Below are 14,247 nucleotides of genomic sequence, written 5' to 3'. Positions count from 1 at the left end.
TCGACGTGGAAAACTGTTGCTGAAGATCCCCCAATTTATTGAATAAATTCAATAAAACTGATCGCTTCAGCGAAACAAAAGTGTTTCGCAACTGAAACAAAAAACCTCTTTTTTCGACAACAGACTGCAACTTCGCGCTGGCACAACAAGATCAGCGCCACTCGCTGGCCCCAGTTCAACTGCATTAAGATCGGAAATCTCATGTCCCAGATAAAACACTCGATCCTCGACACGATCGGCAACACCCCCATCGTCAAGGTCAACAACCTCGCCCCGAACAACGTCGACATTTTCGTCAAGCTCGAGGCCTTCAATCCAATGGGATCGGTCAAGGATCGCCTTGCCCTTGGAGTGATCGAGGCGGCCGAACGTGACGGCAGCCTGCAACCCGGTCAGACCATTGTCGAGGCCACCAGCGGCAACACCGGCATCGGTCTGGCCATGGTCTGCGCGCAAAAGGGCTATCCTCTTGTGGTCACCATGGCCGAAAGTTTCAGTGTCGAGCGCCGTAAGCTAATGCGCTTTTTGGGGGCCAAGGTGGTTCTCACCCCTGCCGCCGCCAAAGGCAGCGGCATGGTCGCCAAGGCACGCGAATTGGCCCAAGAACACGGCTGGTTCATGTCACGCCAATTCGAAAACCCCGCCAACGCTGACATACATAGCACCACCACTGCGCAAGAAATTCTGCGCGACTTTGGCCCCAATGGTCTGGACTACTGGGTCACTGGCTTTGGCACTGGCGGGACACTCACGGGCGTGGCACGCGTTCTGCGCAGTGACAGCCCCAACACCGCCATCATCGCGGCTGAGCCGGACAATGCCCAATTGCTGGGTAGCGGTATGGTGCAGCCGTTCAACCCCGATGGCAGCGCTGCCGACAGCCATCCTGAATTTCGCCCGCACCCGATGCAAGGCTGGTCGCCTGATTTCATCTCCGACCTCGCCAATCAGTCAATTGAACAAGGTTTCATTGATAAGGTTCAACCCGTTGCCGGGTCCGACGCCCTGAGTATGGCCAAAGCACTGGCCAGCAAAGAAGGTATCTTTTGCGGCATCACCGGCGGCGCGACCTTTGCCGCCGCGCTAGAGGTGGCCAAGACCGCGCCAAAGGGCTCCAAAATTCTCGCCATGTTGCCTGACACAGGCGAGCGATACCTGTCCACGCCATTGTTCGAGGATGTCCCCACCGAAATGACCGCTGAGGAAATGGCACTGTCGCAATCCACTCCCGGCACGCGATTTGACATCCCTGTTCCGGCTGCGCCCGCCGGTGCAGAACAAGCAGCGCGGCCCGAAATTATCGAGCGGGTCAACCAGATTATTGCCGAAAAGCCGGTTGTTGTCTTCGCGCTGGAATGGTGCGAATTTTGCTGGTCCGTGCGCAAGATGTTCGCTGCGGCGGGCATCCAGTATGAAAGCATCGACCTTGACAGCGTTGCCTACCAGCCCGACAATCTTGGCATTGAGATGCGCTCGGCGCTGCGTCAGATCACCGGTGCGCCAACCATTCCACAGATCTTTGTCGGCGGAGAGCACATCGGCGGGGCCACCGAAACATTTGATGCCTTCAATGACGGTAGCCTGCAAACTCGCATGGTCGTGGCTGGGCTGCCCACTGCGCCGTCAGAAAACGTTAATGCCTATTCATTTTTACCAAAGTGGGTCCACCCAAGATGAAACATTCCCTTCCCTCTCCCATTTCAGACATCCCATTTGACAAGGTCGCGGCATATGCCGCGACCTATCGTTCTGGCAAAACCAACCTGCATGCCACCGCTACGCTGGAAGAGCTTCGCGCGTCCTTTGGCGGTGTGTTGCCAGAACAGGGTCAACCCGCTGAACAGATCATAGATGACCTGATCCGCGCCGCCGAACCTGGGCTGGTCGGCAACACGCAATCAGGGTTCTACGCCTGGGTCATGGGTAGCTCTCATCCCGCAGGCGTAGCCGCGGATTGGCTCACCTCGATCTGGGGGCAGAACTGTGGGATCTATCAATGCTCACCCGCCGGATCCACCGCCGAAGAAGCCGCCTGCAACTGGGTGCTCGACCTGCTCGATTTGCCGCGTCAGTCCTCGGTTGGCCTGACCATAGGGGCGACCATGGCCGGGTTTATTGGGCTCGCCGCCGCGCGAGACGAAGTGTTGCGCCGCGCCGGTCATGATATTGCTGAAGATGGCCTGCAATCCGCCCCACATGTCACGATTTTCATTTCAGATGACACGCATGCCTCAAACCTCGCAGCTCTGCGTTATTTGGGGTTTGGCAACCGCAACATTGCCCGTATTGCAACTGATGATCAGGGGTGCATGCTGACGGACGATCTGGCCGAACAAATGAACCAGACGCAAGGCCCCAAGATTATCGTCGGCACCGCTGGACATATAAACACCGGCGCATTCGAAGATTTCCACACGATGGCTGATCTTTCAGAAGAACACGACGCTTGGCTGCATATCGACGGGGCCTTTGGCCTCTGGGCCCGCAGCAGTAGCACAAGGCACGCTTTAGCCGATGGTGTCGAGCGCGCCGATAGCTGGTCTACCGACGGGCACAAATGGTTGCACATCCCATTTGATGCAGGCTTTGCTATCGTCAAAGACCGTGCCGCCCACCGCCGCGCGATGGATATCACTGCCAGCTATCTGCCCGATCCACCCGGCGACGGACGCAATGCCACGCATTTCAATCCCGAACTCTCCCGGCGTGCCCGCGGCTTTACCGCCTGGGCCACCCTGCGAGCCTTTGGAAAGCAAGGCGTGCGCGATCTTATCGACAATCATTGCCACTGCGCAGAGCTTCTGGCGCAATCGCTCGCAGATGAACCCGGTATCACTATCCACAACGATGTGGTGCTCAATCAATTGATCTTGTCGTTTGATCTTGGGCGCGGCGATGAAGACGCCGACCAGATGACGCAAAGAATGGAACAGGCCCTCAATGCGGACGGCAGCCATTTCTTTCGCATCGCCAAATGGCAAGAGCGTTGCGTCCTGCGGGTGTCAATCCTCAGCCTGAAAACCAAGCCCCACCACGTATTGGAATTGTCGGAAAAGATGAAACGCCTGTGGCGTGAGATCCGCGGCTGAACGCGAAAACGTTGCAAGCACCCTAATCAACGCGCTTGATCGCGGTGTTTTCATCTTTCACCGACAAAGTCTGGCACAACGTTTCGCTCCCTGAAACATCTGAAACAAAACACTTATTCCCCGACCTAAAGCTGAAACGCGCAGTGCCTATAACAGTTTCATGAACAGATAACTTGACACCCGGAAGGACCAGAACATGAAACGCAACAGCAGCCGTTCCAAACACAGCTTTGGTGAAACTACCCGCCACGTCATGACCCGCATGACTGGCCTGCCCACCATTACGCCTTCGAAGCGCGATGGCTGGATTCAATAACTAAAGGAAAAAATCCATGTCACGCGCCGTCCCGTCCCGAGAGTTAAATCGCCCGCATCGTCGCAAATCCCCCTTGCCGGAGCTCTCCTATTTCAAACGCATCGGTTTCGATTGCGCCATGATCTAGGAGAGCAATCGCCCCTTGCTGGACCACAAACTTCACTCAACCCGGCAAGGGGCGCCTTTTGTGCTATGTTGACCGTAGGTTAATTTCCTGCCTTAATCCAAGAATTAGCACAGCAAAAGTATAAAATTCAGCGTATTCCGCGCTTTGGGGGCCAAATGGAAAGATCACTTTTTGATAAATACGGTGGCTTCTCCACCATCAGCAAGGTGGTGCTTGAACTCTATAACCGCCTGCTGGATGATGATGATGTCGGCCCTTTTTTCGACGATGTCGATATGCCAAGACTGATGGATCACCAGACAAAGTTTGTCTCGTCCCTCATGGGTGGCCCCGCCTCGTTCACTGATGACCACATAGAACGCGCCCACCGCCATATGGACATACATGACCTGCATTTTGATCGCCTGAAAGAGATCGTCGCCGGCGTTTTGGAGGATTTCGAGGTTGCCCCAGAAGACATTGAGACCATTGTTGGCGCGTTCGAAGCCCGTCGCGCGATCCTAATCGAGAAACCAAATGTCAATTGAAGCCATCAACGAGCAGCTCCTGCGCGCAATTGGCGTCGGCGTCGCCCTCATCGACCTCGACGACATGACACTGCATTTTCGCAACGACACGTTCAATGAATGGTTCGGTGAAAATGATGCAAATGCCAAGCTGGGAGATCTATTTCCGGCCCTAGACATTGATGCACTCACAGCTGAGATGTCGAACGGTGGTAAGCTCGCGACCGAGACTTCGTTTAAGCTGCGCCGCCGTACGATGACCGTCGCATTGGAGTTCAACCACACGCCGGATACGGCGCAAAACATTGCCGTTCTGGTCTGCCAAAACATCACCAGAATCAAAGAGTTGGAGTCGATGATTGATTCCTATTCGATGATGGTCGAGCGTAACACTCATGAAATTAAACGCGAGAAAGAACAGGTCGAAAAGCTGCTACTCAACATGATGCCACGCGCGGTTTATGACGAGTACAAAACCTTTGGGGTCGTCGCCCCACGTCTGTTTGATCCCGTCTCTGTACTATCGCTCGATTTCGTTGGCTTCGATGATCTATCCTCACAACAAGATCCCGGTGTGATTGTCAGCGAACTCAACGATATCTACAGCGCGTTGGATCGCATCGGCGAACAATTTGGCTGCCGTCGCATCCGGACCAATGGCGACAGCTATGTTGCTGTTGCGGGCGTCCCTGACCCCAACGAAGATCATGCCTTGGCCGTAGTCAATTCAGCCGTCCGTTTCCTACGCTATCTGCAACGTCGAAATGAAACCCACCCGATCCAATGGCAGGCCCGCATCGGCGTCGCTTCTGGTTCCGTCATCGGTTCGGTTGTGGGGACACAAAACTATATCTACGACGTCTTCGGTCCGACTGTGACTGAGGCCTTGCAATTCCGGGCCGCCGCCGAACCCATGTCGATTTGCGCATCGTCCGATTTCACCGGCACCCTGAATGGCAAGTTTGAACTGGAATCAGTTCCACCAGGTTCTGCCGACTATAGCGCATCTCTCGAGTGCGTGCGTATCGAAGAACTTAACGACAGCACGGCCTGACCATGTCGCTGGCCACAACAAACGACCAAGACGCATTATCACTGCAAGAGGCGGTGGCGTTCATGGCTGAAGGTTTGGCCGTGTTTGATTCAGATGCACGGCTCAGGTTCGCAAACCCCGCCTTCAAAGGCATGTACGCCGGTCTCAAGGATTTGCTGGAGCCCGGCCTGCTGTGGGACATCTTCTTGCGCGAAGCCGTGCACCGTCATGCCATGCCTGCCCAAGCTGCGCAGACCCTCGAAAGCCTGGAAACGGCCCTGCTCGACATTCCCCAGGCTCCCGCGCCGGTGACATTAGCCTTTGGACGAGGTCGGTTTTATGAAATTCGCCTCGCCAGCGCCTCGGATGGTGGATTTTATCTTGTGCAAGCCCCTGGATCCGACAGCACCGGAGAAGCCGATGCCGCACGCGAAGCTGAAGCGCTATTGCGCAATGTTCTAGAGGCCTGTCCAACTTGCCTGATCATGGCCCGCGTTGGCGATGGACAGATCCTTTATCGCTCGCCCGCTGCAACACAACTGCTCGGCAACGCCAAAAGCAGTTTCACCTACTTCGCCTTTCGCGAAGAGCGTGGTGATTTTGTCACGGCCCTTCTGTCGGACGAGAAGACCGACCACATGCGCGCCACCTGCCTGCGCCCGGACGGAACAACCTTTTCTGCCGAAATTTCCGCACGCCTAATCGACTATCGTGGTGAAGATGTAATTGTCGCCAGCATCGAAGATCTAACTCATGAACTGTCCGTTCAGGACGAATTACAACGCCAGCAGGAACAGTTGTTTCTGTCAGAAAAACTATCCGCTCTTGGCGAGATGCTGGCCGGCATTGCGCATGAATTGAACAACCCTTTGTCGATTATCGTCGGTAACGCCGAGATCCTGCGCGAAGAGCTGGAGCAATCCCCACATGAGAATCGTATTGATAAGCTGGCCCGCGCGGCCCACCGTTGCGTCAACATCGTGCGGTCTTTCCTATCCTTAGCGCGACAAGAGCAGCTAAATCTGAAATCTACAGAAGTGAAACACCTGTTTGACACTGCCATCGAGGTCGTCGCGCCTGAAGCCGCTAAATCCAACATACGGATTCTAGGTAGATTACCTGCGCAACTGCCCGAGATTATGGTTGACGATGTTCAGATCACGCAAGTAGTGATCAATCTCATGACCAATGCCCTGCACGCCATGCGTGACGCGCGCCAAGGCAGTCGCATCCATTACACCTGCGAAGCCGACCCATCGTCCGGACAGATAAAGATGCTTATTTCCGATGATGGTCCCGGCGTCGATCCAACCATCGCGCACCGTATTTTTGATCCGCTGTTTACCACCAAGGATGTCGGCAAAGGCACCGGTGTGGGCTTGGCCTTTTGTCATCGTATCATCGCAGCCCATAAGGGGCAGATCACTCTAGAAAAGCAAAACGGCGATGGGGCGATTTTTTCTGTATCGCTTCCCATCGCCGTTACTGACTAACTTTATTTTCATCTAGCTGCTCATCGGTGGTGGGGACACACACCACCGAATCGACGGTCGAATCAACTGCTCTTTAGAATTCGTAGGCCAGAAGTGTGCCGAGAGTATGGCTGTCGACACCTTCTTCGTCGCCATAACGATAGGCCAACCCTCCGGTGATACCGCCGAACAGCTCCATCTCGGCCGAAACTGTAAACAGATTGTCAGCAGATGCGCCTTCAATGTCACGCAGCCCATAAACGCCCGCTAGTGTCACTGGACCAACTGGAGCAGACACACCAAGGTTCAGGTATGTAGCGGATTCTGTACCACCATCGTAGTGATTGAAGTACACAACCTCAGCAAGCAGTTCCAGTGCGGTTGACCCTGTTTCGACGGTTTGAATCACGCCAAGAACAGCCCCATCCTGATCAGTCGTGTCGCCTTCACCCGCCGCTTGGTGCTGAACTCCCAATGTGTAAACCGTGCTAGAGAATTCGCCCGAGAGGTTCGCCGTCCAAGATTCAGCACCGTTGGTGTTTGAGACGCCGCCACTGCCCAGGCTTGTCTGACCACGACGCGCTCCTAGTGAGTTGCTCAGAATCGAGCGGTCTGCGTTGAACACGCCGACCGAGAAAGAATGCTCGCCACCGGCGGCTGAGAATGGAACAGAAAGCGCACCACCGATCCGCTCAGTAACTTCGTAGTCTTCAGCAAAATCTGCGCCAAAGATACCTGGGGCCACATCCCATGCAAATCCAAACTCAGGGTTAAATTTGCCCAGTTTCAGTTCCGCTGTGCCCAGTTCCTTCGAGAAGAACAATTCTTCTGCGTACAGCCCTTCATCCTCAAAGAAGCGGTCATCTTCTGCGTCTCGGATTGGCTCGAAAACCAGAGTTGAATTCAGGGCGAAGCCCGCACCAAAATCGAACGACAAACCGCTTTCAATCGTCGTGTAGGTGTCACTGATTTCTGCAGCTGGATCCGATGAATCAAAGGTCCAGTCATTTTCGATCTCAATCGAAAGATATCCCGACAAGCGTCCGGTCTCAAAAGCGTTCGCAGTTGTCGCTGTCAGGCCCAGTGCCGCGCCCCCTGCAATAAGCAAGAATTTAGTCATTTTTCCCTCGTTTAGGTTTACTTCATTTATGTTTGATGTTCAGCGCAGATCCCGCGGCAAGCGTCAGATCGAACAAGCCCCTGACCGCGAAACAGTCAGAGGTTATGCCATTGTTTTCACACAGTGAATCAGTGCCTCGTTGCGCTAACGGGCTCTGGGAATCCCCCCATATTGCGGAGCTCTGCGCGACGCAAGTGCAATCCGACCTGACTTGCAGATTCTGTTAACGACATCATCATCGTGGGTTCGATCAGCAGTGACGCCAGCAGCATTGCATCCTCACGTGCGCCCGTCGCTGCCGTACTCACAAAATGCGCTAGAATAGCCTCGTCGGCGCCGACACACTTGCATTCCCGGTCGTGCCGCACCAGCCGACGGCGGCTATGACGAAACAGAACAGAAAACATATCTTCCATCGCCGAGTAGCAAATTGCGCCCTGCGTGTCCCCCATGCGTTCGGCCAGCCGTTCTCGCACACCTGCTGGCCCCGAACGGCTGTCACACCACTCGCGCAAACAGCCAACCAGAAACGCTTCTGGCGCGGGCATAACGTCGACCGACGAGACCGTCAGGCCGCCAAACATTCCGTGATCATGTTTCATTTTGTCAAAATCAACTTGCCTGCGCGGGTGATCCGCAATGTGTAAATCTGACCATCCAGAACGATGTTGGTGGTCGCTGCACCGCCGGTCAAAACCCGTGCGTCGTGAATGGCGATTTCCGGCGTCAGCTCCGGCTCAGCTTTGGTTTGTGCTCTAATCATTTCAGTTCCTCCAGATATCGCAGCGAAGTTTCAAGCATCGCATCAACAGGGAGTTCCCCCCGCAGTGCCGCGGCTAGAAGCTCGGCGCGCGCATCCTGTGATGGCGCAAGCGCCGCCCGATTGATCGCTGTAACAGGCATCCTGTCACTCCAAGTGTTCTCAATTTCGCCGGGCTTATCTGGTGTCTTGGCTAGGCCTCCTTTTTCTGACTATTTTACTAAGTTTTGTCAATGGGGAAATTTACAACATAAATTCAGCACTTTATTTATGTTATGTTATATCATTACTCATCATAATCGCATTAAGATCTTAACCAAATTTGGTCAAGCCAAATTCGAATTTTTTTTGAAATTTTTCAGTGGCCGCCTTGTGAAATACTCGCTCTGGGCACGGCCGTCGCCTTGAGAATCGCAAAACAGCGCAAACCCGGTCGCAACGCCAATTCCTCGGCCGCCCGGGCTGTGATCCGCGCTAACAGCCGATCCTGCCCCGCTATCATTTGCACCGCCACGCCCGGGCCATCCCCGCGCCGTAATGCGCTGATTTCCACCGGCACTACATTGCGCGATGACAGACCGTGCGGCTCTTCCAATGAAATCAAAACGTCCTGTGCCAAAATGCGAACACGCAGTTGCGCCCCGACCGGGGCCGAGATGCCAGGCAGATGCAGTACCCCACCTGAAACGGAAAGTTGGCTCAACCCATCACAGCCATGTTCCTCGACCCGCGCTCGCAGAACCGACCCTGCCTGACGCACGCCCACAAATGGAAGCGCCGCCGGGTCGCTTAGCACGATCTCCACCGCCCCATCAGCAACCTTTTGCCCCGCTTTAAGGATGACCAGTTGATCTGCCAATCTTGCCACTTCAGCCACGGAATGGCTGATATAGATGATCGGAACGTTAACCTGATCACGCAACCGTTCCAGATAGGGCAGGATTGCCTCTTTGCGCGGTTCATCCAAAGCGGACAATGGCTCATCCAACAATAACAATTCAGGCTGCGACAACAGTGCCCGCGCCAAGGCTACCCGTTGCTTTTCTCCACCCGACAACTGGTGCGGTCGCCGCTCCTGCAGCGCCTGCAACCCTAGCAGTTCAATGATCTTGCCTTCCTCAGAAACGTCATGCGCGCTTGGCGCAAACCGTGCCCCAAACCGCAGGTTCTTTGCCACGTTCATATGCGGGAAAAGGCGTCCGTCCTGAAACACATAGCCAACGCGCCGTTTGGATGCGGAGACAAAGGTCCTTTCATCCACCAACACTCGCTCATTCAGGGCAATGCGCCCCATATCTGGTTTAAGTAGTCCGGCAATAGCCTGCGCTACCGTCGATTTTCCTGCCCCTGACGGCCCAAAGATCGCGGTTACGCCGGGCCCGGCTTCGAACGCCAGATCAAGGTGAAAATCCCCATATCGATGCGACAGCGAAACAGACAGGCTCATTTCCGACCAATCCTTTCCGCCACGCGCCGCGCCAGCCATTCAGACAGCAGCACAGCGCCAATCGCTACCACCAGCGACAAGATCCCCAGCCGCAATGCTGCCGCCTCCCCACCGGGCACCTGCAACAGCGCATAGATCGCCGAGGGCAAGGTCTGCGTCTGGCCCGGGATATTCGCTACAAAGGTAATTGTGGCACCAAATTCCCCCATGGCCTTGGCAAACCCCAAAACAACGCCCGCCAGAATCCCGGGCAGTATCAACGGCAGTGTCACCAAAGCAAAGACATGCAAACGCCCTGCCCCCAAGGTCTCCGCCGCTTGTTCCAACTTCGGATCCACGGCCTCGATCGCAAGCCGTATGGCACGCACCACCAAGGGAAACCCCATGATCGCAGCCGCCAAGGCCGCTCCAGTCCAGTGAAACGCCAACGTGATCCCCCAGTCGGCCAACACTTTGCCAAACACCCCGTTGCGCCCAAAAGCCAACAACAGCAGATAACCAGTCACCACCGGCGGCAAGACCAAAGGCAAATGCACCAGCGCGCTCAGCAATGCCTTACCCGGAAACTCTCGTCGCGCCAGCAGCCACGCCACCAGCAAAGCCAGCGGTAGGCTGATCACCACAGCCCAGACCGAAACCTTGAGTGACAACAACAAGGCATCCCATTCTTCGGGGCGCAGGTTCATTGTTCAGTCTCCAAGGCCATGAAGCCTTGCTGCAAAAAAATGTCCTGCACAGCGGGCGAGTACAGATAAAGCGCAAATCTCTCAGCCTGCGTATTCTCGCGCCCCGCAACCATGGCCATCGGATAGACGATCTCATCATGCAGGTTAGAAGGGATGTCATAAAGCACATCAACTGATGCCTCAGCCTGCGCATCGCTGGCGTAGACAATGCCCAATGGCGCTTCTTCCCGCGCCACCCATAACAGGGCCGCGCGCACATTTTCAGCCTGCGCCAGATGCGGGGTAAACACAGACCACAGTTCCACCGCCTCTAACCATTGGCGGCCATAAATCCCGGCAGGAACCCCATCAACCTGCCCAATTGCTAGACGCCCGCCATCCAGCCGCTCGAACAAGGCTTCTTTTGTAGGCTCTGACAGGGGCGCACTCCCACTGGGGCCAACCAGAACCAAGCGATTGCCCACCAAGTCGTTCCGGCTCTGCGCCACCAGCGCTTCACGCTCTTCCAGCCAATCCACCCACGCCTCATTGGCGAGAATGATCAAATCCGCCGGGGCCCCCTGTGCCACCTGCCGCGCAATCTGACCCGATCCGCCATAAGACACCACAACCTGTCCCTCATAGCCAGCCACCGCCTCTTCTAATGCGTCGCGCAAAGAGGCCGCTGCGAACACCGTCACATCCGGCTGCGCCACAACCCAAGTAGGCCAGAACAGCGTGCAAACTGCTGCAATATGGGAAAAAATCGATCTCATTCCGCGAAGTATCCAGCATGTCCCGCCCCCGCGCAAGCCTGCAACACCAAGCGGCCCTGTGACATGATTTCACTTGATCTTAAACCCGCATAGCTTAAGTATCATGCAGCCCACCAACCCGGAGCCTTTGATGATTCAGTTCACGCTCAAATGTGATCAGGACCACCGTTTTGACAGCTGGTTTCAATCTGCCGGTGCCTTTGACAAGCTCAAGGCCGCAGGAATGGTCACCTGTGCGGTCTGTGGATCGGGGAAAGTGGAAAAGGCCATCATGGCTCCGCGGGTGCAGGCAAGCCGCTCCAAATCCGCCGTTCCTTCAGTAGACGCACCAACCTCGGTTCCTGCTGGTATGTTAGAACCGTCTGCTGCCGAACAGGCCCTCGCCAAACTCAAAAAGCAGGTCGAGGACAACTCCGAATATGTCGGCATGAACTTCGCCCGCGAAGCCCGCGACATGCACGATGGAATTGCACCTGAACGCGCAATTTACGGTGAGGCAAAGCCGGAAGAGGCCAAAAAGCTGATCGAAGACGGCGTGCCTGTAGCCCCGCTGCCCTTTGTTCCAGGTCGCAAAGCCAACTAAGCTTTTCGCAAACTGCTACGCAGCAAGATCGGGCAACAGGAATCTTGTGCGCGCCTGACCGCTTTGCAGCCACTTCATTGAGTAATGCGATTTCAACGGATTCTGCATAATCAAATCCTGATTGCGCGCGATAAACGCCTCTGCATCCACATAGTCATCACTTTGCAGCCGCTCTGCAATGATGCTTAGAAACGCCAATGTGGTGGTCACATTGAATATGCGCGCTGCGCCAACTCGTGTCGCAATCGTGTTGATTGTCTCGCAATAGACACAGGTCGCTTTCAGAATGTCGTATTTCCGTAGCAACAGAAAAGCCACGCCGACGTGATCCACATGACCAAATTCTGTGGGTTCAATCGACAGGCTTTCAAACGCTTTCGTCAGCATCTCGTATCGCTCAGGCATTTTACATTCCTTTTTTCGGATTCATATATCGGTTCACACAAGTGGTACCATGGTAACAGATCTCGACATCGTGAGAGGGCAACGCCGTGGCCGCAGAACGCAAAAAAATTGAACGGGTTCAAACAGTTGTGCGTATCGAAAAGCGGGCCTTAAAGGTACTCAAGGCCCTTGCAGCGCATCACGAAATTGGTCTGGGTGACCTGATCGAAAGCATCGTTTTGCACAATTTCGAAGGCAAACAGCCCTTTGGCCCAGCCTCACTTGCCTTTATCGCCCAGATGCGCGCGGCTTATCGCCTTGACCTGACAGCGAGCGTTAGCCACATGCTTTCGGAATATTAGGCCGAAACATTGCTTTTGCGCCCTGCTACGCCTAAGCTGATCCCATGTTGATGCACCGATCATAAGGCAACTGCTGGATCAGTTGTTGGACCGGCCCGTAAGAGCCGTCTGCTTATGCATGTTTTCCCACACTTTTTCAGCAGCCGCCTGTCTGCATCCCGCGCAGCGAACGCGCGACTTGCCCATTTCTTCGTGATCGGATTACTCAATGTCACACGAATTTTGGCGCTGGAGCGCCACCCAACTCACCACCGCCCTACGCATCCGTGAAATCTCTGTGCAAGAGGTGGTTCAGGCCCACCTTGATCGCATCGATGCGGTAAACGGCAAGGTCAATGCCATCACCCTAACCTTGGCCGAACAGGCGCTGGATGCAGCTAAAGCGGCAGACAATACCGCTCGCGATCTTCCAGCCCTGCACGGCCTGCCCATTACAGTGAAAGAAAACATCGACGTCCTCGGCACCCCCACAACGAACGGGCTGGTCAGCCGCAAGGACCTTTATCCAACCAAAGATGCCCCCATCATCCGCCATCTGAAACAGGCCGGCGCCATCATCGTTGGCCGCACCAACATGCCCGATTTCGGGATGCGCTGGCACACGGATAATGATCTACACGGCCCCACCCTGAACCCGTGGAATGGCAAACGTACCCCCGGCGGATCCAGTGGAGGCGAAGCCGCCGCCATCGCCACCGGCATGTCACCCTTGGGTATCGGCAACGACATGGGCGGCTCAACCCGACAGCCTGCCGTCAATTGCGGTATCGCGGGCCTGCGCCCCACCACAGGGCGCGTGTCATGGGTGACGTCGACAATTTATGACTACTCTCCAACATATTACGATCAAATCGCTGCCGTGAATGGCCCCATGGCCCGCAGTGTGCGCGACCTGCGCCTAGCTCTCGGAATTCTCAGCCAATCTGACCCGAGTGATCCACTCTGGGTGCCAGCCTCAACGCCTCCAGCCCCCCAAAATGGAGCCAATCGCGTCGGGCTTGTAAGGGATCCCTCTGGCGAAGGCATTGCCCCAGGGGTGGCCAAAGCTCTCACTGATGCCGCGAACCTGCTCACGCAAGCAGGATATATGGTCGAAGACATCGAAGCACCTTTGATGGAAGAAGCAGACCGCACGATCCAGCAGTTCTACGAGACCGAAACCACAGGGCTGGCCGACATGCTCGCGCTTTTTTCACAGGATGCCAAAACTGTGCTTCTCTCTGCCCTTGGAGACGGCAAACCTAATGCGGTCACCTATCGCAATGCCATCGCTGAACGGCACCGGATCGCTGTCGAGTGGAGTGTATTGATGGATCGTTACCCGCTGATCCTCGGTCCTGTCTCGACATTGGAACCCTTTGAGGTTGGCTATGACATCAGCAGCCCAAACGCCATGCAATGCCTGATCCGTTCTTTCCGCCTGACCGAACTGTGCAACCTGCTGGGTCTGCCCAGTGTCGCCCTGCCCGCCGCATTAATGAACGGCCTGCCTCAAGGGGTTCAGATCATCGGCCGCCGCTTTGACGAAGACCGCTGCTTCACCGCGGCACAAGCTATCGAAGAAGGTCTCGCCTTGCCAATTCCAATCGATCCCATCTCATAAGAAA

General features: G+C 55.4%; 16 protein-coding genes and 1 pseudogene. 9 read left to right on the top strand and 8 right to left on the bottom strand.

Annotation, left to right across the window (positions count from 1 at the left end):
• Positions 1-201 precede the first annotated feature (201 nt).
• From cysK to ROA7450_RS01225, 6 genes and pseudogenes are all read left to right on the top strand, one after another.
• A pseudogene (cysK, locus tag ROA7450_RS01245) lies at positions 202-1,230 on the top strand (cysteine synthase A); the annotation flags it as partial.
• The gene (locus ROA7450_RS21380; RefSeq protein ID WP_268808438.1) at positions 1,207-1,677 is read left to right on the top strand and encodes a glutaredoxin; all 471 of its coding nucleotides are present in this window, start codon (positions 1,207-1,209) and stop codon (positions 1,675-1,677) included. The pseudogene cysK and the gene ROA7450_RS21380, both read left to right, overlap by 24 nt.
• The gene (locus ROA7450_RS01240) at positions 1,674-3,089 is read left to right on the top strand and encodes a pyridoxal phosphate-dependent decarboxylase family protein (protein WP_085803798.1); all 1,416 of its coding nucleotides are present in this window, start codon (positions 1,674-1,676) and stop codon (positions 3,087-3,089) included. The genes ROA7450_RS21380 and ROA7450_RS01240 overlap by 4 nt, the downstream gene beginning before the upstream one ends.
• Before the next feature lie 598 nt (positions 3,090-3,687).
• Positions 3,688-4,059, top strand: a complete 372-nt coding sequence (locus ROA7450_RS01235; RefSeq protein ID WP_085803797.1) for a group I truncated hemoglobin — start codon at positions 3,688-3,690, stop codon at positions 4,057-4,059.
• Entirely contained in the window at positions 4,049-5,092 is a 1,044-nt protein-coding gene (locus ROA7450_RS01230; protein ID WP_085803796.1) for an adenylate/guanylate cyclase domain-containing protein, read from the top strand. Before ROA7450_RS01235 ends, ROA7450_RS01230 begins: the two co-directional genes overlap by 11 nt.
• A gap of 2 nt (positions 5,093-5,094) precedes the next feature.
• A complete protein-coding gene (locus ROA7450_RS01225) occupies positions 5,095-6,564 on the top strand; it encodes an ATP-binding protein (protein WP_085803795.1) in 1,470 nt (489 codons plus the stop codon).
• Between the two features lie 73 nt (positions 6,565-6,637).
• On the opposite strand, the gene ROA7450_RS01220 is transcribed toward ROA7450_RS01225, so the two are convergent.
• From ROA7450_RS01220 to modA, 7 genes are all read right to left on the bottom strand, one after another.
• Positions 6,638-7,663 carry a hypothetical protein gene (locus ROA7450_RS01220; protein ID WP_085803794.1) on the bottom strand — a complete coding sequence of 342 codons (1,026 nt, stop codon included), beginning with the start codon at positions 7,661-7,663 and terminating at the stop codon, positions 6,638-6,640.
• A gap of 128 nt (positions 7,664-7,791) precedes the next feature.
• Positions 7,792-8,265: a hypothetical protein gene (locus tag ROA7450_RS01215; RefSeq protein ID WP_085803793.1), complete on the bottom strand. Its 474-nt coding sequence runs from the start codon at positions 8,263-8,265 to the stop codon at positions 7,792-7,794.
• Positions 8,262-8,426 (bottom strand): hemin uptake protein HemP, encoded by a 165-nt coding sequence (hemP, locus tag ROA7450_RS01210; RefSeq protein WP_085803792.1) that lies wholly within the window; start codon positions 8,424-8,426, stop codon positions 8,262-8,264. Before hemP ends, ROA7450_RS01215 begins: the two co-directional genes overlap by 4 nt.
• Positions 8,423-8,566, bottom strand: coding sequence for a hypothetical protein (locus tag ROA7450_RS20905; RefSeq protein WP_159453974.1), 144 nt, complete (start codon positions 8,564-8,566; stop codon positions 8,423-8,425). The genes hemP and ROA7450_RS20905 overlap by 4 nt, the downstream gene beginning before the upstream one ends.
• 215 nt (positions 8,567-8,781) lie before the next feature.
• A complete protein-coding gene (gene modC / locus ROA7450_RS01205) occupies positions 8,782-9,870 on the bottom strand; it encodes a molybdenum ABC transporter ATP-binding protein (protein WP_085803791.1) in 1,089 nt (362 codons plus the stop codon).
• Positions 9,867-10,556, bottom strand: coding sequence for a molybdate ABC transporter permease subunit (gene modB, locus ROA7450_RS01200; protein WP_085803790.1), 690 nt, complete (start codon positions 10,554-10,556; stop codon positions 9,867-9,869). Before modB ends, modC begins: the two co-directional genes overlap by 4 nt.
• Positions 10,553-11,311: a molybdate ABC transporter substrate-binding protein gene (gene modA / locus ROA7450_RS01195; protein WP_085803789.1), complete on the bottom strand. Its 759-nt coding sequence runs from the start codon at positions 11,309-11,311 to the stop codon at positions 10,553-10,555. The genes modB and modA overlap by 4 nt, the downstream gene beginning before the upstream one ends.
• Positions 11,312-11,441: 130 nt before the next feature.
• Here modA and ROA7450_RS01190 point away from each other — a divergent pair, with 130 nt between their 5' ends.
• Positions 11,442-11,894, top strand: coding sequence for a DUF1178 family protein (locus tag ROA7450_RS01190; RefSeq protein ID WP_085804126.1), 453 nt, complete (start codon positions 11,442-11,444; stop codon positions 11,892-11,894).
• A gap of 15 nt (positions 11,895-11,909) precedes the next feature.
• Here the strand turns inward: ROA7450_RS01190 and ROA7450_RS01185 are convergent, their stop codons facing one another.
• Positions 11,910-12,299, bottom strand: coding sequence for a hypothetical protein (locus ROA7450_RS01185; RefSeq protein WP_085803788.1), 390 nt, complete (start codon positions 12,297-12,299; stop codon positions 11,910-11,912).
• A gap of 86 nt (positions 12,300-12,385) precedes the next feature.
• On the opposite strand from ROA7450_RS01185, the gene ROA7450_RS01180 reads away from it, so the two are divergent.
• Positions 12,386-12,640: a hypothetical protein gene (locus ROA7450_RS01180; protein WP_085803787.1), complete on the top strand. Its 255-nt coding sequence runs from the start codon at positions 12,386-12,388 to the stop codon at positions 12,638-12,640.
• Between the two features lie 208 nt (positions 12,641-12,848).
• Positions 12,849-14,243 (top strand): amidase, encoded by a 1,395-nt coding sequence (locus ROA7450_RS01175; protein WP_085803786.1) that lies wholly within the window; start codon positions 12,849-12,851, stop codon positions 14,241-14,243.
• Positions 14,244-14,247: the final 4 nt, after the last annotated feature.

The organism is Roseovarius albus (assembly GCF_900172335.1).
In the GTDB taxonomy this organism is placed as follows: Bacteria; Pseudomonadota; Alphaproteobacteria; order Rhodobacterales; family Rhodobacteraceae; genus Roseovarius; species Roseovarius albus.
Note: the sequence above shows the minus strand (reverse complement) of the source record. Positions and strands in the feature narration are given on the sequence as shown.

Coding starts and splice junctions, on each gene's coding strand:
- ROA7450_RS21380 (WP_268808438.1), top strand. CDS start 1,207: ATGGCACTGTCGCAATCCACTCCCGGCACGCGATTTGACATCCCTGTT.
- ROA7450_RS01240 (WP_085803798.1), top strand. CDS start 1,674: ATGAAACATTCCCTTCCCTCTCCCATTTCAGACATCCCATTTGACAAG.
- ROA7450_RS01235 (WP_085803797.1), top strand. CDS start 3,688: ATGGAAAGATCACTTTTTGATAAATACGGTGGCTTCTCCACCATCAGC.
- ROA7450_RS01230 (WP_085803796.1), top strand. CDS start 4,049: ATGTCAATTGAAGCCATCAACGAGCAGCTCCTGCGCGCAATTGGCGTC.
- ROA7450_RS01225 (WP_085803795.1), top strand. CDS start 5,095: ATGTCGCTGGCCACAACAAACGACCAAGACGCATTATCACTGCAAGAG.
- ROA7450_RS01220 (WP_085803794.1), bottom strand. CDS start 7,663: ATGACTAAATTCTTGCTTATTGCAGGGGGCGCGGCACTGGGCCTGACA.
- ROA7450_RS01215 (WP_085803793.1), bottom strand. CDS start 8,265: ATGAAACATGATCACGGAATGTTTGGCGGCCTGACGGTCTCGTCGGTC.
- hemP (WP_085803792.1), bottom strand. CDS start 8,426: ATGATTAGAGCACAAACCAAAGCTGAGCCGGAGCTGACGCCGGAAATC.
- ROA7450_RS20905 (WP_159453974.1), bottom strand. CDS start 8,566: ATGCCTGTTACAGCGATCAATCGGGCGGCGCTTGCGCCATCACAGGAT.
- modC (WP_085803791.1), bottom strand. CDS start 9,870: ATGAGCCTGTCTGTTTCGCTGTCGCATCGATATGGGGATTTTCACCTT.
- modB (WP_085803790.1), bottom strand. CDS start 10,556: ATGAACCTGCGCCCCGAAGAATGGGATGCCTTGTTGTTGTCACTCAAG.
- modA (WP_085803789.1), bottom strand. CDS start 11,311: ATGAGATCGATTTTTTCCCATATTGCAGCAGTTTGCACGCTGTTCTGG.
- ROA7450_RS01190 (WP_085804126.1), top strand. CDS start 11,442: ATGATTCAGTTCACGCTCAAATGTGATCAGGACCACCGTTTTGACAGC.
- ROA7450_RS01185 (WP_085803788.1), bottom strand. CDS start 12,299: ATGCCTGAGCGATACGAGATGCTGACGAAAGCGTTTGAAAGCCTGTCG.
- ROA7450_RS01175 (WP_085803786.1), top strand. CDS start 12,849: ATGTCACACGAATTTTGGCGCTGGAGCGCCACCCAACTCACCACCGCC.